14 protein-coding genes are annotated in these 19,802 nt (G+C 63.6%); 4 read left to right on the top strand and 10 right to left on the bottom strand.

The features are described 5' to 3' along the window. Positions 1-15 precede the first annotated feature (15 nt). The gene (locus HK107_RS07165; RefSeq protein ID WP_173198053.1) at positions 16-2,247 is read left to right on the top strand and encodes a COG4223 family protein; all 2,232 of its coding nucleotides are present in this window, start codon (positions 16-18) and stop codon (positions 2,245-2,247) included. A 38-nt stretch (positions 2,248-2,285) separates the two neighbouring features. After that, a complete protein-coding gene (locus tag HK107_RS07160; protein WP_173198052.1) occupies positions 2,286-3,830 on the top strand; it encodes a heme biosynthesis protein HemY in 1,545 nt (514 codons plus the stop codon). A gap of 50 nt (positions 3,831-3,880) precedes the next feature. Here the strand turns inward: HK107_RS07160 and trxA are convergent, their stop codons facing one another. The 6 genes from trxA to tsaE form a co-directional block, all read right to left on the bottom strand. Further along, entirely contained in the window at positions 3,881-4,207 is a 327-nt protein-coding gene (gene trxA, locus HK107_RS07155; RefSeq protein WP_173198051.1) for a thioredoxin, read from the bottom strand. Between the two features lie 85 nt (positions 4,208-4,292). After that, the gene (addA, locus tag HK107_RS07150) at positions 4,293-7,709 is read right to left on the bottom strand and encodes a double-strand break repair helicase AddA (protein ID WP_173198050.1); all 3,417 of its coding nucleotides are present in this window, start codon (positions 7,707-7,709) and stop codon (positions 4,293-4,295) included. Beyond that, complete coding sequence (gene addB / locus HK107_RS07145) at positions 7,699-10,758, bottom strand: double-strand break repair protein AddB (protein WP_173198049.1); 3,060 nt, start codon at positions 10,756-10,758, stop codon at positions 7,699-7,701. Before addB ends, addA begins: the two co-directional genes overlap by 11 nt. 25 nt (positions 10,759-10,783) lie before the next feature. Beyond that, on the bottom strand, positions 10,784-11,479 hold the full coding sequence (locus HK107_RS07140; protein ID WP_173198048.1) for a nucleotidyltransferase family protein: 696 nt from the start codon (positions 11,477-11,479) through the stop codon (positions 10,784-10,786). Then, on the bottom strand, positions 11,476-12,549 hold the full coding sequence (locus tag HK107_RS07135; RefSeq protein WP_173198045.1) for an aminoglycoside phosphotransferase family protein: 1,074 nt from the start codon (positions 12,547-12,549) through the stop codon (positions 11,476-11,478). Before HK107_RS07135 ends, HK107_RS07140 begins: the two co-directional genes overlap by 4 nt. Beyond that, the gene (gene tsaE / locus HK107_RS07130; RefSeq protein WP_173198043.1) at positions 12,546-13,010 is read right to left on the bottom strand and encodes a tRNA (adenosine(37)-N6)-threonylcarbamoyltransferase complex ATPase subunit type 1 TsaE; all 465 of its coding nucleotides are present in this window, start codon (positions 13,008-13,010) and stop codon (positions 12,546-12,548) included. Before tsaE ends, HK107_RS07135 begins: the two co-directional genes overlap by 4 nt. A gap of 85 nt (positions 13,011-13,095) precedes the next feature. Between tsaE and HK107_RS07125 the strand changes: the two genes are divergently transcribed. Together HK107_RS07125 and HK107_RS07120 are read left to right on the top strand one after the other, a co-directional pair. Beyond that, a complete protein-coding gene (locus HK107_RS07125) occupies positions 13,096-13,416 on the top strand; it encodes a 2Fe-2S iron-sulfur cluster-binding protein (protein WP_173198041.1) in 321 nt (106 codons plus the stop codon). Further along, positions 13,413-13,874: an MmcB family DNA repair protein gene (locus HK107_RS07120; RefSeq protein ID WP_408636661.1), complete on the top strand. Its 462-nt coding sequence runs from the start codon at positions 13,413-13,415 to the stop codon at positions 13,872-13,874. Before HK107_RS07125 ends, HK107_RS07120 begins: the two co-directional genes overlap by 4 nt. A gap of 182 nt (positions 13,875-14,056) precedes the next feature. On the opposite strand, the gene HK107_RS07115 is transcribed toward HK107_RS07120, so the two are convergent. From HK107_RS07115 to HK107_RS07100, 4 genes are all read right to left on the bottom strand, one after another. Further along, the gene (locus HK107_RS07115; RefSeq protein WP_173198039.1) at positions 14,057-14,761 is read right to left on the bottom strand and encodes an HAD family hydrolase; all 705 of its coding nucleotides are present in this window, start codon (positions 14,759-14,761) and stop codon (positions 14,057-14,059) included. 14 nt (positions 14,762-14,775) lie between these two features. Beyond that, positions 14,776-16,956: a sodium-translocating pyrophosphatase gene (locus HK107_RS07110; protein ID WP_173198037.1), complete on the bottom strand. Its 2,181-nt coding sequence runs from the start codon at positions 16,954-16,956 to the stop codon at positions 14,776-14,778. Positions 16,957-17,191: 235 nt separating this feature from the next. Further along, the gene (locus HK107_RS07105) at positions 17,192-17,737 is read right to left on the bottom strand and encodes a DUF7010 family protein (protein WP_173198035.1); all 546 of its coding nucleotides are present in this window, start codon (positions 17,735-17,737) and stop codon (positions 17,192-17,194) included. Then, positions 17,734-19,767 (bottom strand): S9 family peptidase, encoded by a 2,034-nt coding sequence (locus tag HK107_RS07100; protein WP_173198033.1) that lies wholly within the window; start codon positions 19,765-19,767, stop codon positions 17,734-17,736. The genes HK107_RS07105 and HK107_RS07100 overlap by 4 nt, the downstream gene beginning before the upstream one ends. Positions 19,768-19,802 lie beyond the last annotated feature (35 nt).

The following is a 19,802-nucleotide window of genomic DNA, read 5'->3' as shown; positions in this document are numbered from 1 at the left end:
CACGAGGGGTTTGGTATGGCTGACGACAACAAGAAGAACGACGACAACGACGCAGCGGAAGACGCAGAGATCGAGGCCTCTTCGGACGACGCGCAGACAGAAGACGACGCTGTCGAAGCCGAGATCGTTTCCGACGACGAAGGCGAGACCGAAGAGCTCTCCGCTTCTGCCGAGGGTCCTGACGACACGGTCTACGAACCCGAAGGCACGCATACGGAAGAACCATCCGAGAATGGCGGCGGCGGAGGAGGCTCGGTCCTCCCTTTCATCGCCCTCGGCGGTGTTGCAGCTCTTGCCGTCGGCGCGATCTTCATCTTCTCCGAGCGTGACAATGACCGTGTCGTCCTCGAAGACGGCGTCGTGATCACCGACAGCGGTGATCGCCAGACGATCCAGTTCCCCTCGAACCAGCTCTCTGGCTCGGGCGAACCTGCCGCGCCGACCAACGAAAATTTCGCAGCGACCTCTCCTGCGGCCACCACTGCCCCTGACAGCGCCGCTCCGACCGAAGTCGCAGAAGCTGCGCCTACGGATGAAGAGCGCGGAAGCGCCAGCGAAGCCGTGATGGCCGAGGCTGCTGCCGCTGCTGAGGAAGCTGAAGCTCCCGCCGAGGAAGCACCCGAGGAAACCGCACAGGCGGAAGCTGAGACGCAAGAGCCCGAAGCACCCGCAGAGCCATCCGAAGAGGCCCTTGCCCTCGTCGCCGCGTTGAACAGCGCCGCGTCTGAGGAGCCGCAAGAAGAGCCTTCGGAAGAAGAGACCGTGCAGGTCGCGGAAGCTGCCCCAGCGGATGACGCTCAGCCCACCGAAGAAGAGGCCGCTGAAGAACCTGACACCGCCGAGGCCGAAGCCCTCGTCGCGGCCCTGACCGCCGCCGCGGACAACCGCTCCGAAGAGCGCGCCGCTGAAGCCGCAGAAGCCCAGCGCGTCGCCCGCCGCGAAGCGATCGAGCAGGCCGAAGCCGAACGTCAGGCCGCCGAAGAAGCTCGCGCCGAACGGGAAGCCGCTGAGGAAGCCGAGCGCCTCGCCGAGATGGAGCGTGTCGAAGCCGAACGCCGCGCCGCCCGCGAGGCCGAGGTCCAGCGCCAGGCCGAAGTCGAAGCTGCGCGCGCAGCCGAAGAAGAAGCCGAACGCCAGGCCGTTGCCGAGGCTGAAGCCGAAGCCGCCGCGCAGGAAGAAGAGATGGCCGAAGGCGAGAACGCCGCCACGCGGCGCATCGCTGGTCTCACCCGCCTCGCCGAGCGCCGCAACGCCGAAGTTCGCGCAGCCCAAGGCGAGGAGGCCCCTGCTGCAGAAGAAGCACAGCCTACGGACGAAGAAGCCGCGCCCCAGCCCGTCGCCGTGATCCCTGAGGAGCGGATCGCGAACCTCCGCCGCGAGATCACCCAAGACGTCTCCCAAGAAGTCGAAGGCGTCCGCTCACAGGTCCTCGCCGAGACGAACGAAGTCATCGACAGCCGCCTCGCGGAAACCAACGAAGCACTGGCCGAGACCTCCCGCGCTGTCTCCGAAACCCGTCAGCAGGTGCAGGAGACCGAAGAGGGCCTCAACCAGATCGGCCAGCAGGTTCAGGAAACGAGCCAGGCCGTCAACGAGACCCGCGCTGAAGTTCAGCAGACGAACCAACGCATCGTCCAGCTGCAGGAGAGCCTTTCCGAACAGCAGGAGCAGGCACAGGAACGCCTGTCCCAGCTTGACAGCCGGATCAACCAGATCCAGACCCGCGACGTGGCCGTGGCCCAGCGCGGTGCACTGATGGTTGCGCTGACCAACCTCTCCGAAGCCATCGAAGCAGGTCGCCCGTTCCGCAACCAGCTCAACAATGTGGAATCGATCGCAGGCGGCGAAACCGAGCTTTCCAACCTCCGCGTCTTCGCTGATCAGGGCATCCCGACGGATGAAACCCTGCGCGCAACGTTCGACGATGCATCGCGTCAGGCCCTCGCCGGGGCCAAGCGGGAAGGCGCGGACGGCGTCCTGGGCAAGCTCGGCGCTAACCTCTCCGGCCTCTTCACGGTCCGCCCCGTGGGCGATGTCGAGGGCGACACGCCTGGCGCCATTATCGCCCGTGCCGAAGCCCGCCTTGAAGAAGGCAGTGTCGGCGCTGCAACCGAGGAGATCTCCAGCCTCGAAGGCGAAGCCCGTGAAGCCTTCGCCGGATGGCTCGCTGCTGCCGAGGCCAAGGCCGCGGCAGCCCGCGGCATCGCGGATCTCGAAAAACTCGTGACCGGAGAGACGAACCGCTAGACGTCTCTTCTGAAGCGCAACCCGATTGAGGCCCGCCGATGCTGAAGATCTTCCTCTACATCGTCTTCGTGATCATCGCCGCTTGGGTGATTACGGGCCTCACCGGGCTTTCCGGCTTCACGGTCCTCGAGCTTGAGGGCACGCGTGTTGATGTCTCGACCAACCTTCTGATCGGGCTCGCGATCGGCGCGCTGATCCTCTTTTTCTTTGGCGGTACGGTGTTCTCATGGCTCGTCAGCCTGCCCGGGAAGTTCAAGCGCCGCGCTGAGGACAGGAAGCGCGCCCGTGGCATGGTCGCCCTCACCCGCGGCCTCGAAGCTGTTGCCGCAGGCGACGCCGCAGACGCCCAGCGCTATGCCAACACCGCCGCCAAGACCCTCGCAGAGCCTGCGCTGACCCGCCTTCTGACTGCGCAAGCGGCCCAGCTCGCAGGCGACACGGACACCGCGCAGCTCAGCTACACTGCCATGCTCGAAGCGCCCGAGACTGAGTTCCTCGGACTTCGCGGCCTCTACATGCAGGCCATCCAGTCCGGCGACCACGAAGAAGCCCGCGCCTATGCCGAGCGGGCCTTCCGCCTTCGTCCCGGCACCGCATGGGCATTCGAAAGCGTGCTGCGCCTCAACCTCGAGCGCGGCGCGTGGGGTGATGCCCTCGAAGCCCTCACTCTCGGACGCCAGAACAACATCGCCGACGGCCTCGAATACCGCCGCATGGAGGGCGCCCTCCTCGCCGCCCAGGCCTATGCCACCGACGACGCAGGCGAACGCGGCGAAGCCAGCAAGGACGCCCAGGCAGCGCTGAAGAAATCACCCAAACTCACCCCCGCCGCCGCCCTCGCGGCCGAGATCGAGCTCGACGCCGGCCACCGGGCCAAAGCTGCCCGCCTCTTGGGTGATGCATGGGAAGCCGAGCCCCATCCGGGCCTCGCCGCCGTCATGCGCCGCATCTTCTCCCATGAGCGGGACGAGCGCGTGCAGGGCCGCCTGATCAAGCTGACCGAGCGCAATCCCGAGCATCCTGAAAGCCGTCTCCTGCTGGCAAAGCTCCAGCTCGAAGGCGGTGACGCCGCCGCTGCGCAGGAAACGCTCGAGCCGCTCCTGACCGGCCGTCCCTCCCGGCGCGTCCTCGACCTCATGGCCGAGATCACCGAGGCCCGTTACGGCACCGAGGCCGCAAAGCCGTGGCGCGACAAGGCTGCCGCCGCGCCCGCCGAAGTCATCCCCGGCATCGATGGCACCTTCCACTATACGACCGAAGGCTGGCGACGCCTGATCCGCGAATTCTCCGAATTCGAGCGCCTCGCACCGCCTCCTCTCGAGGTTGAGACCCCAGAGATCGCCAGCGACGAGGTCCGCGCCCTTCTCGCCCCGCCGCCCGCGCCCGTCGTGCCGGACACCCCGGTCACTGACGAATCGGAGACCGCGCTGCCTGAAGAGACCGAAGCTGATGCCGAAGTCACTGATGAAGCCGAGGTTGAGCCCGAGGCAGAGGAACCTGCGGCCACCGACGCTTCGGACGACGCGTCAGACGAGCCCGACGCTGCCGGAAGCGAGGACGACAAGGTCGCCAAGAGCGCATGAAAAAAGGCGCCGCGAGGGCGCCTTCCTTCAAACCATAAGGCCGTCAGGCGTCAGACGCCGACGCTTTCCTTGATCCAGGCATCGAGCTGAGTCTTGGGCGCAGCGCCAACCTTCGTCGCCACAAGCTCGCCATCCTTGAACAGCATAAGGGTCGGGACACCGCGCACGCCATACTGGCCCGGCGTGTCAGGGTTGGTGTCGATATCGACTTTGGCGACGGTGAGCGAACCCGCCTTTTCGCCAGCAATCTCTTCAAGCGCCGGAGCGATCTGCTTGCACGGGCCGCACCAGGTCGCCCAGAAATCAACGAGCACGGGGCCTTCGGCGCCAAGCACGTCGTCGGCAAAACTCTTGTCGGTGACAGTTTTGGTCGTCATGATGTCATCCTTTCGAGGGGCAGAAGTAGACCCCTCATTTCGCAGCGCAAGAGGTGAAGGTTTCTCGCCGCGGCACGTGAAAAACTCAACCGACCTCGATCACCCTCGGCCCGGCCGTGTAAAGGAGTATCCCGCGCACCGGACGGGAGGGTTCCATCTGCGTCAGAAGCGCAAGATAGGCTTCCATCTGCTTGCGATGAGCTGAGGGCACGGCGTCCGCCGTCGCGGGTATCCAGCGCGAAGACTTGTACTCCACGGCAACAATCTCGCTGTCCGTCATCAGGAGGCGGTCAATCTGCCCACTGAACGTCACGCCATCCACCTGTCCCTGGATCGAGACCTCTGCCATGCTCCCTTCCCCGAAGAGAGGTGCGAAGCTGTCATCCGCGAGGACACCGAGCGCAGCATCGACGATCCCAGGCAGCTCTGCCCGCTCAAGGCCCTGCCCCTGACGCTGGACCAGCGCCGAAGCGTGGGTCTTACGCTCCGCAGGCGGAACTTCCGGCAGGACTTCCAGCAACCGGTGCAAGAGGACGCCGCGCAGTCTCGCATTGGATGACGATGGCGATGCCTCCTCCGCCTCGCCCCGCTCATCTTCTTCCAAAGCACCGATCAGCGACGGGTAGATCACCCGCCCCGGATCCTCCGGCCGCACAGGCTCGGAAAGCCATTGGGGAGAAGCAATACGCTCCGCACCCTGATCCGAAGACGCCTCAGCCTCAGGCATCGTGCCGCCCTTGGCATAGAGCTGAACGGTCCCGAGACCTTCGACCTCTTCCGATACCACCGAACCATCCGCACCAAGACGGTCCATTCCCGACATCGCCATAGCGTGCCAGGTAGGCGGCGGCTCGCCGCTATCCTTCGGCGCCTTACCCCCCGCAATCACGAGGTGCTCCTCTGCCCGGGTAGCCGCCACGTAGAACAGCCGCTGATACTCCTCGAGGCGCAGCTGCTCCGCATCCTCAGAGGCAGGCGTGAGCGCAGGCGGGTCGGTCTTCACCGAACCCGTGACAAGAACCGGAAGCGGCGCATCATGCCCCTCGGGCTCAGGATAGACAAACATCGCACGCTTTCGGACGTCGTGGGGCTTCTTGAGGTAGTCCGCATCCGCCACATAGACCAGCGGGGCTTCCAACCCCTTCGCTCCGTGCACGGTCATCACCCGCACCCCAGTGACTTCCTCGCCAGCCGTCTCCCGCTTGATGTCGCGGGAGAAGTTCTCCGCATACCGCAGGAAGCCGTGGAGGCTCCGCGGCTCACGGTCTTCGAAAGAGAGCGCTTCATCGAGAAAGGTCTCCACCGCCTCCGCGTAGCTATCACCGAGCCGCGCACCCAGCCGCTGCCGCCCCGTCAGCTCCCCGCCTCCATCAAGCATCGCCGCCAGCATCCGGTAGGGCCCGTGCCGCGCGCCTGTGTCGAGAACGCGGCTCAGCTCCGAAAACGCCTCCTGCGCATCCTGCGCCGGGTCATCGCGCAGAGCCCGCCAGAGGAGGCCGCCATCCGCATCCTGACAAAGATCGTAGAGCCTGTCCTCACTCCAACCAAAGAAAGGCGACTTCAGGAGCACCGCAAGGCTGAGGCTGTCATCGCGGTTGGCTGCGAGGCGCAGGAGCGCAATCAGGTCCCTGACCGCCGTGTCCCGCGCAATCGCGATCCGGTCGGTCCCCGCGCTGGGAATGCCAGCATCGACCAGCGCCTTGAGCATTTCTTCGAACCGGGGCCCACGCCGCTGGAACAGGATCATGACGTCCTTAGGCTGAAGAACGCGGCCGTCCTTGCAGGCAAGCCTGTCTCCCCGCTCCATCCGCGCCTTGATATCCGCCGCGATCGCTCTTGCCAGACGCCGGTCGATGCTCCCCTCGCTCGGCGCATCCACAGGCGCCCAGACATCGACATCGGCCTTCTCTTCCTCGGGCAGGTGAGGCCACAGTGCGACCGAGCCTGGCCGTTCAGGCTTGGCGCTCTTGTGCTCCGTGTAAGGACCGCCTGCCTCACGAAAGCCGTCCGTGTGGAAGATCGCATCCACCGCATCAAGCACGGGCTGCGCCGTCCGGAACGACAGAAACAGCCGACCGTCGGCCAGCCTTCCGCCCATCCGCGTCTCATACTCTTCATGGGTCTGATTGAAGAGCCGCGCCTCCGCCCCGTTGAAGGCATAGATCGACTGCTTGGGATCGCCCACGACAAAGAGAGAGCGATACCGGTGCGTACCCGCTGCATCTTCCGAGGTTGCGGTCAGCTCCTCAGACAGCTTCTTAACGAGCTCCCACTGCGAGGCCGAAGTATCCTGCGCCTCGTCGAGTAGCACGTGGTCGATCGCAGCATCGAGCTTGTACTGAACCCAGGCGTTCTCTACCCGCCCCAACAGATCGAGAGTCTTCTCAATCAGGTCATCATAGTCGAGACCGAGACGTTCCTCTTTGAGCTGATTATAGTGCTGGATCGATGCCCTCGCGAGCAGGCTAAAGGCATAATTGAGATCGAACAGCCGCACGGCGCGGAGCTGCGCGAGGTTCTCAAGCACGAGATCAGAAAGCCCCTCCCACTGCTCAGCAAAGTTCTCGATCAGCTTGCACCCAGCAAGGTTCGCGACTTTCCGAGGCTTCTGGTCAGCGGTCAGAACAAAGGAATTCTCGATGAGGTCCAGCGTCGGCGCGGACTCAAGAGCAGCTTTTGCGCCTTCAACCAACGCACCCTCTTTCGCCTTGCTCGCGTCGAGGGTTCCGATCATTGACGATAGGAACGCACCATACTGATGGCGGAGGTCGCTGTGAAAACCCTGCGCCACCTCCTCTTCAGTCTGAAACTCAGCCCCCACGACCGACCTCAGCGCGTCGCCCATCTCCGCTGGCAAAGTCCGTAGGCTGCGCGTCTTTTGCGCGTAGAGCGTCAGTGCATCCTCGATCGACGGCTGGAACCCTAGCCCATCCTCTTCAGCGGCCTGCAATTTTGCGGTCACAAGGTCGAGCTGTGCGCCAAGCCCATCATCGGTCTTCAGCCACGTCGCCACGTCCCTGACCGCCTCACGCAGGATCGCCGCCGCTTCGTCATCTTCGAGCGCCTTGAACCCGAGAGGCAGTCCGGCCTCCACGGGGAAGCGCGACAGGATCGAGGCGCAGAAGCTGTGGATCGTCTGGATCTTCAGGCCACCAGGGCTCTCCAACGCCTTGGCAAAGAGCTGCCGCGCATCCTTCAATTCATCCGCAGACGGCACTGTCCCGGTGATGTCGGCCAGCTCCTTGGAAAGCTTGTCGTCGGGGACCAGCGTCCAGTCGCTCAGCATCTCGAGAAGCCGCCCCGACATCTCTGCCGCGCCGGCCTTGGTGAACGTGATGCAGACGATCGATGCAGGTTCAGCGCCTGCGAGCAGTTCTCTGATCACCCTCCGTACAAGGATATAGGTCTTGCCTGTCCCAGCGTTGGCCGAGACCCATGCCGAGCGCGCAGGATCGCCGACACGCTTCTGGATGTCGTTGGTCTTTTCGAGATCAGTCGTCATCGCCCTGCGCCTCCGCCCATTCGGACCGCCTGGCCAACTCGTCATAGTCTCCTGCACTGCCGGACTTGAACGGCCTCACTTGCGACAGGAAGGGCGTTCCATCCTTATACTGAACCTCAAGCCACTCGTAGAAGTTCCGCTCGAACGTCGCTAGCTGATCGGCCAGCAGCTCTCCGCTGGATATGCGCTGCCCCTTCTTCGCTGAAACTTTGGCAGGAAACAGCTCATCGATCTTCTCGCCCGAAGCAAACTTCATCCGCAGGAACGAGATCTGCTCAGGCTCCACCGCACCCGGAGGATCAAAGCAGCCCTCCCGCAGCATCATCGCACAAAGGAAAAGCTGCGGAGAGAAATGCTCAGCTTCCGCAAGGCTCGCCTGTCCACCCAGCTTATAGTCGATGATGTGCCCGCCACCATCCGTGAAAAGATCAATCCGGTCTGCAACAGCGCGCAGCGTGATATCCCGACCGCCCGCTTTCAGCGCCATCTCCCCGCGCTCTTCGATCGCCGCAGCATGGCCCCGCTCGCGGAGCTTTCGTTCCTGCGCGGCAAAGACCTTGAGCCCGGTCGTCAGGAACTTGCTGTTCAGCAGCCTTTGCTCCTCCGGCACGTCGAAGGCGTCGAGAACGAAGTCGAGGCGGCGCTCCAACTCCTCCTCAATCTCGTCCACCGGATCCTCGAGGTGCCCCTGAATGAAGACCTCGAACAGCTTGTGCAGGACATCGCCGCGCTCACGCGATCCGAAGGGCTCATCATAGCTGCGAAACTTCCGTAGGCCGAGCACCTTGTCGCCATAGATCGCGTAAGGATCGCGCAACCACGTGCCGATATTGCTCACCGAGAGCCTGTCTGGCCGCTTGTCCACCGGCGGGTTCGGTCGAGGCGGCTTTGCGGGTGTCGCGCGGCCCTCATGGGCAAACCGCCCAGCCGCCCAAGCTCTCAGCTGCGCGGTCTCGTCATAGGTCCCGTCCTTGTCGAGCTCCTTCAGGAAGCTCTCCAGACGGAGCATCAGGCGCGATGCGCGTTGCGGCGACCGCCCCCGTCGCTCAGCCCGCGTCAGCAGCACCTCTGGCTGCGCCGCGAAGTCAAGGAAGTCATGGGCCACCCGGCCGATCTCAGCATCGGGCGATGGCAGACCGAGCCCTGCGCGCATGCTCCGCGACAGGAACGGATCAACCGCAGCGTCCCCCGGCCACACACCCTCCTGAAGGCCACCAACAATCACAAGGTCAGCCGTCTGCAGCCTCGCTTCAAGAACGCCGTAGACGGACAGCCTCGGATGCTGCCCACCCGGCGGCCGGAAGCTAGGCCCATCCAAAAGCGTATCGAAGATATCGGGATAGTCCTCAGCACTGCTCTGACCCAGAAGGTCAGGGTGCGCCAGAAGCTGCTCAAGGTGCGGACGCAGGACCTCGCCATCCTCAAACCTATAGAGCCGCTCACGCCCTTCCTCGCTATCCGTCGCCGCCAGCGCCTCGGCAATAGCGAGATGCACCTCCAGCCTCTGGGCAACAGGGGCCTCGTCGGGGCGCCGCGTCGCAAGGAAGACCTCGCGCAGCTTCACCAATAGCTCTTCGCACCGCTTGACGGCATCGTCTTCGCGGTTCGCCTTGCCCGGGAAAGCGCGCCATTCGTCCGTCAGTGATTCCGCGAGCCCATCCCACCCCTCACGAGGCCTCCGCCCACGGAGGAACCTGTCAAAAGCCGCGACCAGCGGACGCCGGTCGGACGCTTTCATTCCAAGCCCGAAGAGCTGGTGATGGATCAGCCCCGCGAGAGCCACAGCATCGGACGGCTCGGCCATTACCCGGGCAATCAGCCTCAGGAACGTCGCCCTGAAGGAGCCGCGGAGGGGCGCGCCACCTGAATCGTCGATCTCAATGCCCCAGCCCTCGAGCTTCGCTGCGACCCTCCGGCCAAGCAGCCGGTCGGCGGTTACGAGGTAGGCGGACTTCCCCTCCTCCTCGAGCACCGAGCGAAGCTTCAGGGCGATGAAGTCCGCCTCCTCGTCCGACGTCCGCGCGACAGCAACCTTCAAGCCTTCAAGTGCCTGGCCAGCATCCTGCCGTTCACGGAATGATGAGAACGCCTCCGCCCAGTGGTGGGTCGAGCGCGCAGGCATCAGCGCCATCGACAGGAGCTCTCGCCGTGCAGCACCCTCACTCTCAGCAAGCCCCAAGAGCCGCACGGCCGATCGGGGCAGGCCGTCGAACGTCTTCTCCAGAAGCGCCTTGTACGCAGACTGAGGATGTGGCGCCTCGATCGTCTCCCACGCCTCGTCCGTCATCGCCTGGTCAAGCGCTGGCAGGACCACTGCGCCATTATCAAGACCGGCGACGGTCTTCAGGAACGCCTCCGTCGGCGGCGATGTGCCAAGGAACCCTGCCGCCAGGATGAGACGGCTCCTGTCCCGCGCCAGCGCCTCGCCAAGCCGCGCCAGAAGCTGCGCCCGGCGAACCCGGCCATCAACCATCCCCTCACCGGCCAGCCATCTGGGATAGTCCTTCGTCACCACCGTCAGCACAGAGAGGATACTCTGCCAGTGCTTCGCCCCCTCACCAAGCTCAGGCGCCTCGGCGAGTGCCTCGAGGTCATCGGCAGTGATCCCATGGTCGGCGAGCATGTCCGAGGTCTGCGAAAGCTGCCCTGCCGCCATCAGCGCGCCGTGCCAGCTGACAGGATCGCCCGCATCAAGCTTCGCCTTGTCATAGATCCCGGCGAGCTTCAGCCGCTTGACCGCCGCGGCAGGCGCTTCGCTCAAAAGCGCTCCCGGGACGAGATCGCCCGTCGGGAAGTCATCTTCTGAGAGGTCAGCCGTCGCCGTGATCCGCGGGAGCAGGATCACACCCTTGGGCGCATGCCGGACAAAGGCTTCCTTCAGCGCACGGGCAGAACGGCGGCTCGGGACAAAGATCCGTATGCTGGGCAGGACACCGAGATCATCGCCGAAATCGCGCAGGAGTGCCTTGACGATCTCATCGAAGAAAGGCCGCCCAGGCAGGACAGCGTAGAGGCTCGGGCCTTCGCGATCCGGTTCAAACTCTGCCATGCCAGCCTATTCTCCGCTTACGGAGCTAGGCGAGCCTGGCCTCCGCAATTCTGTGACCCTCGGGATCGCCCACATGCATCCAGTCGCCACCGAAGACGACCCCATGCATCCGCCCCGCATCGCGCGCCTTCTGCCAGAACGCCCGGGTCGAGACCCGCTCGACCTCGTGCCCCGCAAAGAGGCTCGGACGGAGGAGCTGGAGCCCCGTGAAGACCATCGCCTCGCCGTCGCAAGCGTCGATGATCTGCCCACGGTCGTTCAGGCTGAAATCGCCCTTCCCCTCGTAACCGCTTGTGCGCGCGAGGGGAACCAGCAGCAACAGCACATCCGTCTCCTCGCTCCAACCCTTGCGCAGCGTGCTCGGCGCAGGATCACCGCCGAGGAGGATCGCATCGGTGTTGCAGGAGAAGAAAGGCTCGCCCCCAAGCTTCGGCAGGGCCTTCAGGATACCGCCGCCGGTCTCCAGAAGCTCACCACGCTCATCGGAGATCGTCACCTTCGGCGTCTCGCGGCCAGCAAGATGGCTCTCCAGCATGTCCGCCTTGTGGTGGACATTGACCACGGCCTCTGAGACTCCATCCGCGCCGAGCATGTCGAGCGTGTAGTCGATCAGCGATTTGCCCGCGACCTTGATCAGGGGCTTCGGCGTCTCAGGATCAAGGCTCCTGATCCGCGTGCCGAGCCCTGCGGCCAGCACCATGGCCTTCTCGCCAACACTCATTGGAAAAGCTCCGGGCAAAGATCGACCAGCACCCCGCGCACCTCGGCAAGGGGCGGCCGGGCGAGGTCCTGCAGGAAGAAGTTGCGCACCCTCGGGATCAGGCTCTCATAGCGGGGTTTCCCGTCACGATGGACGAGCCGCATGAAGAGGCCAAGGATCTTGGCATTCCTCTGGGCACCGAGGATCGCGTAGTCCGTCTCGAACGCATGGGGATCATCCGCGCCGCTGACTGCCCGCGCGTAAAGCTCTTCGCGAAGCCCGGGCGTCACGTCACGGCGCGCATCCTCGATCAGCGACACCCAGTCATAGGCAGCCTGGCCCACCATCAGGTCCTGAAAATCAAGAACACCGATACGCTCCTCCGTCACCACCAGATTGTCCGCATGGAAATCGCGATGGACATAGTGCCGTGCCGGGGAAAGCTTGGCGAAGACGGCGCCCCAAGCATCCGCAAGCCTCGTCCGCTCCTCATCGGCCAATTTCTTTCCGTACGCATACGGAAGAAACCACTCATCCAGCAACGCGACTTCTGCGCCATAGGCAAGATAGTCATAGGCCTGCACAGGCCATCCGTGAACGTCTCCGGGCTTGGCTTCCTTCTCGCGGAGCTTGTCGAGAGCATCGGCCGCCCGCCGGTAAAGCTCTGCCTCACGCTCAGGCTTGGTGGAGGCATCGGAAACAAGCTCAGCGCCAAGGTCTGAAACGATGGCAAACCCATGCTCCAGATCATCGGCCAGCATCCGCGGGACGAGAAGCCCACGCTCGGCCAGGACCTCAGCCGTCGCCTTATACGCAAGGAGCGAGTTCGCCGAGCCGCGCACCATCGCGCCGTAACCGAGCTTCCTCCTCCGCCGTTCATCCGCATCCGGAGGGCATGGCGGCTCCATGGCCGCAGCGGGCGCATCCATGAGGAGCGCAGGCTCAGGCCCATCCTCCAGCCGGAAATACTGCCGGATCGAGGCGTCAGAGCCGAGGGGCACGATCCGGGCCGATGCCCAGTCGGTGCGCTCTAGAAACGCTGAGCGCTCCGCCGCGCGTTCGTCCATCGCCGTACTCACCTCAGCGCTCATCCCTTATGCCCTCCGAGGAAGCCGGCCAGCCGCGCTTCCCACGAAGCATCGCCTTCAAGCTCGATGATCCGCGCATCGCCCTCGCGGTGGCTGATCCGCAGCGTCAGGCACGCCTTCGGCAGGAAGCCTTCAGCGATCTCCGGCCACTCGACCAGCATAATTCCGTAGTCTGCCATATCTTCGATGCCGAGCTCCCTCACCTCCGAAGCGTCCTCCAGACGGTAGAAGTCAACGTGATGCACAGGCGTGTCGAATTGGTAAGTCTCGACGATCGAAAAGGACGGGCTCGGCACATCGATCTCCGCCCCGGCCCGCGCCCTGATGATCGCCCGCGCCAGCGTCGTCTTGCCTGCGCCCAAGTCCCCCACCAGCTTCACGCAGTCCCCCTCGCGCAGGATCGGCGCAAGGTCGCGGCCAAGCGCCTTCATCGCCTCTTCGTTCGGCACGGTTATCTGCGGCAACGGGGGCGCTCCTTCATCTCTGGCAAGGGTTCACTCTCCTGCCAGAGACGCCTAGGTGCAGGCAAACGACGAAAGGCGAGTGAGCGTGGTCAAGGTTACCTTCATCGAACATGACGGCAAGGAACATGAGATCGAGGCCCAGGAAGGGCTGACCCTCATGGAGGTCGCCGTGAAGAATGGCGTGCCCGGTATCGACGCCGACTGCGGCGGGGCCTGCGCCTGCGCCACCTGCCACGTCTATGTGGACGAGGGCTTCAAGGAGGCCACCGGCGAAGCCTCGCCTATGGAAGAGTCGATGCTGGACTTCGCGTCGGAGCGTCAGGACAACTCCCGCCTCTCCTGCCAGATCTCTGTCTCCAAGAAGCTCGAAGGCATGAAAGTGAAGATCCCGGAGTTCCAGGGCTGAGCACCGAGGACGAACCCCTCGCCAAACCAGCGCTGGAAACGCGGCCCGAAGTCACCGAGGCCGTGACCCGCGGCACCGCGCGCCTGCTCGTCGACATGGGCTACGCGCCGATCTTCGAACTCTCCCTCCCTAATGGCCGCCGCGCGGATATCGCTGCGGTCTCCAAGAAGGGCGAGATCCTGATGGTCGAGGTGAAGTCCTGCCGCGCGGATTTCGAGGTCGACAAGAAATGGCCCGAGTATCGCGAGTATTGCGACCTCTTTTACTTCGCCGTTCCCGAAGACTTCCCCGTTGAGCTTCTCCCTGAGGACGAAGCCCTGATCATCGCCGATGGCTTCGGCGGGGCCATCGTCAGGCCGTCAGAGAAGATCACGCTTGCCGGTGCCCGCAGGAAGCAGACCCTGATCCGCATCGCGCGCAGCGCTGCCTTCAAAGGCCTCGCCACACCTCGAGTGTAGCAAAAGCGTTACAAGAGAACAGTTAAACAAAAAAGCGGCAGCGCCGTGGGGGATCGGCGCTGCCGCTGGTGTCCAAAGGCCGATCGCATTCCGCCTTGGATAACAGGCAGCGATGGTGGGTGGGGGAAGCGCTGCCTACACATGTAATAGACTGCCGCGGAACTCGCGTAAAGCGGGTTTTTCTAGATGTGTTCTTCCATCACGGCGATAAGTTCTTGCTGCACTGCGAAATGATCATCGAATACTTTAACGGCGCCTGCAGCCGATAATCGCTCACTATGCCCATCAAAACAGTGACCTCCGCCCAGAAAGCCCCAAACCTCCATACCTGCAGCCACCCCGGCCATAACGCCGTAGGGACTGTCTTCCAGGACAAGACAGTTTTGCGGGGCAATGCCGAGCTGTTCCGCGCTGTGTAAAAAAATGTCGGGCGCAGGCTTCCCGTGGGCGACTCGGTCCGCCGAATAGACGTGAGGACGCACGAAGGCTGCGAATCGGAAGCGGTCGATCTTGCTGTCGAGATGCTCCTGCCGCGAGGACGACGCCACCGCCATCGGCAGGCCGAGCCGCTGGGTCACCGCCATCGTTTCGATAGCGCCCTCGACGATCTGCATCTTGTGCTTATTGAGCCTGCGCGCCTCGAGCATTCCTTCGAAGAGCTCGTCGGCCTCTGCTTCCGTCGCAGGACGGCCAAGGACGTCGCCGTAGGCTTCGATCAGCTCTGCCCGGAACCGGTCGTCACGCTTGCCGGTGAAGCGCCTAATAAGCTCAGAGGGGCCCCAGTCGAAGCCCCTCTGCCTTAAAAATTCAGCGCTGTCTTCGAGGCCGACGACCTCGCTGTCGACGAGGACGCCGTCACAATCGAAAAGGACGGCGCCGATCGTCATGGGTGGTGCTCCGCTTAGGCGGCACCCTGGCTGGCGAGAAACGCGAGCAGAAGAAGTGCCACGATGTTCGTGATCTTGATCATCGGGTTCACTGCCGGACCCGCCGTATCCTTGTAAGGATCGCCGACGGTATCGCCAGTCACAGCCGCTTTATGGGCTTCAGAGCCCTTACCGCCGTGATTGCCGTCCTCGATATACTTCTTGGCGTTGTCCCATGCGCCGCCGCCAGCGGTCATGGAGAGGGCCAGGAAGAGGCCGGTGATGATCACACCCATCAGCATCGCGCCAACAGCCGCAAGGGCCTGGGCCGTGCCTGCCACTGCGCCAACGGCGATGTAGAGGACGATCGGCCCGAGGATCGGCAGGAGCGAGGGCAGGATCATCTCCTTGATCGCAGCGCCGGTCAGGAGATCCACTGCCCGAGCGTAATCAGGCTTCTCCGTCCGGTCCATGATGCCCGGCTTCTCCTTGAACTGACGGCGCACCTCTTCGACGATTGCCGAAGCCGCGCGTCCCACCGCCATCATCGCCATGGAGCCGAAGAGGAACGGCAGGAGGCCACCGAAGAAGAGGCCCACAATGACGTAAGGGTTGATCAGCGAGTAATCGACCACCAGCCCGTCGAAGAACGGATAGGTCTCAGGCTTCGAAGCAAAGTAGCGAAGGTCCTCCGCATACGCCGCGAAGAGAACAAGCGCACCAAGACCAGCTGAACCGATGGCATAGCCCTTGGTCACGGCCTTCGTGGTGTTGCCCACCGCGTCGAGCGCGTCCGTGGTGTCACGCACCGAGCCTTCAAGCTCGGACATCTCCGCGATGCCGCCAGCATTGTCCGTCACCGGACCGAAGGCGTCGAGCGCCACGATCATGCCCGCCAGCGCCAGCATCGTCGTCACCGCAATGGCGATACCGTAGAGGCCAGCAAGGCTGAAGGCCGTCACGATACCGACGATGATGATGAGGGCCGGAAGGGCCGTTGCTTCCATCGAGACCGCGAGGCCCTGGATGACGTTGGTTCCGTGTCCAGACTCAGAAGCCTTGGCCACCGACTTCACCGGGCGGAAGCCCGTACCGGTGTAGTACTCCGTGACCCAGACGATCGCGCCGGTCACGGCGAGACCAAGAAGGCCACACCAGAAGAGGCTCATGCCGGTAAAGGTCCGAAGGCCGTCACCGCCTGCGCCGGGGATCACATACTGGTCCGAGAAGCCCGTCACGAAGTACGTGACGATCAGCAGTGCACCGATCGACAGGACGCCCGTCGCGATGAGGCCCTTGTAAAGCGCGCCCATCACATTGGTGGAGCCCTTGGAGAGCTTCACGAAATAGGTGCCCGCAATCGAGGTCAAGATGCACGAGCCGCCAATGGCCAGCGGGTAGAGCATGAAGGTCTGGACCGCCGAAAGGCCGCCATCCTCGCCTGCCGGGATACCGACGAACAGGATCGAGGCGAGAACCATCGTTGCCGCAATCGTCACCACGTAGGTCTCGAAAAGGTCAGCGGCCATGCCTGCGCAGTCGCCGACATTGTCGCCCACATTATCGGCGATGGTCGCAGCGTTGCGGGGGTCATCCTCGGGGATGCCTGCCTCGACCTTGCCCACAAGGTCGCCGCCGACGTCCGCACCCTTGGTGAAGATGCCGCCGCCGAGACGCGCGAAAACCGAGATCAGCGATGCACCGAGCGAAAGGGCCACGAGGCCGTTGACGACCCGCCTGCTCTCTTCCTCGAAACCGAGGCCGAGGGTCAGGATCGCGAAGTATCCTGCAAGACCCAGAAGCGCGAGGCCAGCAACCAGCATACCGGTCACCGCACCCGCCTTGAAGGCGATGTCGAGGCCCTGCTGCAGGCCATGCCGCGAAGCTTCCGTGGTCCGAACATTGGCCCGGACGGAGATCAGCATACCGATATAACCGGCAGCGCCCGACAGGACCGCGCCGATGACGAAGCCGAAGGCCGGGACGAAATCGAAGCCGAAGAAGAGCAACAGCAGCACAGTCGCCACGGCGCCGACGATGGCGATGGTTGTGTATTGCTTGGACAGATAGGCCGATGCGCCTTCCTGGATCGCGCCGGCGATCTCCTGCATCCGTTCATTGCCAGCCGGTGCTTTCATCACCTGCTGTGTCGTGATGATGCCGTACCCAACGGCCACCAGCCCCGCCAGAATGACGAGCACGAGCGCTAAAGTCATGGAAACTCCCTCGATCTTCATGTCAGGCGCGAGAACCGCGCCGAAGTAGTTCCCAAGCTCTACAGCGCTCGTTTGCTAAATCAACTTTAACGACTGCGGTTCCTCTGTGAGAGAGTCACGACAGTATTTGCTGCACCTGCGAAGGTGCGACAATCTACACTTGGCCACGCCTTGCGCTGCACCATGCCGCGCCTGCGAGAGGCGCAGGCAGAAGCGCCCCTCTGAAATGATGCACCTAGGCGAGCGCCCGGCCCCCTAGGTTTCTGACGATCAGGATCACGCCGAACACGATCTCGATCCCTGCAATCACGAAGGGCACGCTGAAGGGCAAGGCCACCGTGCCCATCAGCGCGACGAAGCCCACCGAAGTCATGATCCCGCCAAGGACCCAATAGAGAACGTCGCCATAGGACGTTCTGAACGGAAAATAGTGTGTCCCAACGGCCATCGCCGCGATCGGAAAGACCCATTCGGGCTGGCTGTCGATGACGACCCAAGCGATCAGCAGCCCAAGGAACATTCCCGGCAGCGTCTCGGTCACGAGGAGCCCGCCGGGATTGCCCTTCACCGGCCCTTCCCGCTTCGCGAACAGCCGCACGAGCAGCGACGAAAGAGGGAAGATCAGTATGCCGCCGAAAAAAAGCGCGACGAACCCCGAACCCACGCCTCTGGCCTCCGCGATGATTGCGGCCACCAGCCAGACGATCCCCGAAACGAACGCGCCGGGACCCCCGCCGATATAGGCCCGACGGAGGTCGGCCTGATACTCCGCGGGAGTCATTCCGCGTCCTGCTTTTCAGGATCATACCGCTCGAACCACGCCATGATCGCCTCGGTCTTGGCGAGAAGCTGGCTCGGCCGTGCCGCGATATAATGGCTGGCGCCGGGGACATGGATCATCATCGTGTCCACGCCCTGCAGCTTGAGAGCAGTGTAGAACTGCTCCGCCTCCCATTTCGGCGTACGCCAGTCATCCGTGCCCGCCATCAGCATGGTCGGCGTCGTCACGTTGCCAACCTTCGAAAGCGGCGAGAGCTCCCAATAGAGCTCCTGGTTCTCCCAGGGCATCTCCTTCAGCCACTCGAACGCGCCAAAGGCCGCAAGGTCCGCTGAAAGCACTTCCGACGTCCAGTTGATCACCGGCTTGATCGAAGCCGCCGCCGCGAACCTGTCCGTGTTCCCGACGATCCAGGCCGTCAGCACACCGCCGCCAGAGCCGCCCGTGACGAAGAGCCTGTCTTCGGAGACGTAGCCGTCCTCGACCATATGGTCGACGACGCTGATCAGGTCGTCATAGTCCTTACCCGGATAGGCAAGGTCGATGGCCTGGGCGAACTCTGCCCCATAGCCCGTCGAGCCGCGCGGGTTAGTCCAAACGGTGACATACCCCTCCGCCGCAAACCGCTGCACTTCGGCGGAGAAGAACCCGCCATACATCGTATGCGGACCACCGTGGATCTCCAGAAGAAGCGGCGCAGAGCCATCCTTCTCGAACCCAGGAGGCAGCGCGATCCACGCATCGATCTCGAAATCACCAACGCTCGAAGGCACGGAAACCTTCATCATCTCCGGCATCGCCAGATGCCCCAGCGCATCCTCGTTGAGGCTCGTCAGCTGCTCAACCTTCCGCCCCTCAAGAAGAGCAAGGTCCGCAGGCCGGTTCATCACCCGCCGCGTAAAAGCGATCTCGCCATCTTTCGACACCGAATAGCTGCCCGAGGAATAGGGCCGACCGGTCCCCTCATTACCAACTTCATCCGTAAGCGTACTGACATCACCACCCGACGAAATCGTCACGAGCCGAACCAGCCCCCGATCCTCCGCCAGCGCGTAAAAGCTATCCCGCCCGCGCCAGCGCACAGAACCCACCGACCGGTCATAGTCCTCGGTCAGGTTCTTCTTGCCCGACCCATCGGCGCGCATGACGTAAAGCTCCGTCTGCTGATAGGTCTTCTTACCGTCAGGGGTAAACGTATAGGCAATCCGCCCGCCAGGGCCGACCTGCACACCGCCAGCAGACCCATCAGCCCCCGTCAGCGCTTCCGCTTCACCGCCATCAAGTGGCAGCTTGTAGACCCGGCTCACCAGCGCCTGCAGGTCGCGATCCTCGTCAGCATTCCCCGTGCCGAGCAAAGTCTCATCATCAAGCCATTGCGGCCCTGAAAGACCACCCGGCACCTTCGACACCTGCCGAGGCGTCCCGCCCTCCACAGGCACGACGAACACATGCCGCTCACCCGGCCGCAGGTAGCCCGCGCCATCGGCCCGGAACGTCAGGTCCTCGTAAACCCTGATCCCCTCCGCCCACTGAGCACCCTCTGGCTTGGACGGCAAAGAGATCAAAGTCTGCGGCCCGTCAGGCACCAGCATCGAAAACGCCAGACGCTTCCCATCAGGCGACCACACAGGCGCGCTCGTCCCCTCCTGCAACTGCCCCAGCGAATAGGTCCGGTCCGACCCCACAAGATGCACCTTCAGGTCAGGCTTCCCGTCCCGCGACGAAAGAAACGCCAGCTTCGACCCGTCCGGCGACCAGCGCGGCGCGGACCCGGCGCTTCCGCCTTCCAAGAGAGGCCGGTGCTCGTCGCTCTCGAGGTCATAGACCCACAGATGCGAGGCCACCCGGTCAGTCTCGATGTCCATCGACCGGCGCACATAGACGATCGTCTCGCCATCAGGGCTGATCTGCGGGTCGGAGGCGTATTCGAGGTCGAACACCACATCCATCGAGAAGCGCGGCGCCTCCCCGTGATCATCCGCGAAAGCGAAGCCAAAAGAGGCCATCCCGGCCAGAAGTGCGGCGCGAAGCATACTCGTCTCCCAAAAGAACTGACCGGGAACCTAGG

The sequence above is a fragment of the Parvularcula mediterranea genome (assembly GCF_013085255.1).
Lineage (GTDB): Bacteria > Pseudomonadota > Alphaproteobacteria > Caulobacterales > Parvularculaceae > Parvularcula > Parvularcula mediterranea.
The sequence above is the reverse complement of the archived record's forward strand: the minus strand, read 5'-3'. Positions and strand labels throughout refer to the sequence as shown.

Coding starts and splice junctions, on each gene's coding strand:
- HK107_RS07165 (WP_173198053.1), top strand. CDS start 16: ATGGCTGACGACAACAAGAAGAACGACGACAACGACGCAGCGGAAGAC.
- HK107_RS07160 (WP_173198052.1), top strand. CDS start 2,286: ATGCTGAAGATCTTCCTCTACATCGTCTTCGTGATCATCGCCGCTTGG.
- trxA (WP_173198051.1), bottom strand. CDS start 4,207: ATGACGACCAAAACTGTCACCGACAAGAGTTTTGCCGACGACGTGCTT.
- addA (WP_173198050.1), bottom strand. CDS start 7,709: ATGACGACTGATCTCGAAAAGACCAACGACATCCAGAAGCGTGTCGGC.
- addB (WP_173198049.1), bottom strand. CDS start 10,758: ATGGCAGAGTTTGAACCGGATCGCGAAGGCCCGAGCCTCTACGCTGTC.
- HK107_RS07140 (WP_173198048.1), bottom strand. CDS start 11,479: ATGAGTGTTGGCGAGAAGGCCATGGTGCTGGCCGCAGGGCTCGGCACG.
- HK107_RS07135 (WP_173198045.1), bottom strand. CDS start 12,549: ATGAGCGCTGAGGTGAGTACGGCGATGGACGAACGCGCGGCGGAGCGC.
- HK107_RS07115 (WP_173198039.1), bottom strand. CDS start 14,761: ATGACGATCGGCGCCGTCCTTTTCGATTGTGACGGCGTCCTCGTCGAC.
- HK107_RS07110 (WP_173198037.1), bottom strand. CDS start 16,956: ATGACTTTAGCGCTCGTGCTCGTCATTCTGGCGGGGCTGGTGGCCGTT.
- HK107_RS07105 (WP_173198035.1), bottom strand. CDS start 17,737: ATGACTCCCGCGGAGTATCAGGCCGACCTCCGTCGGGCCTATATCGGC.
- HK107_RS07100 (WP_173198033.1), bottom strand. CDS start 19,767: ATGCTTCGCGCCGCACTTCTGGCCGGGATGGCCTCTTTTGGCTTCGCT.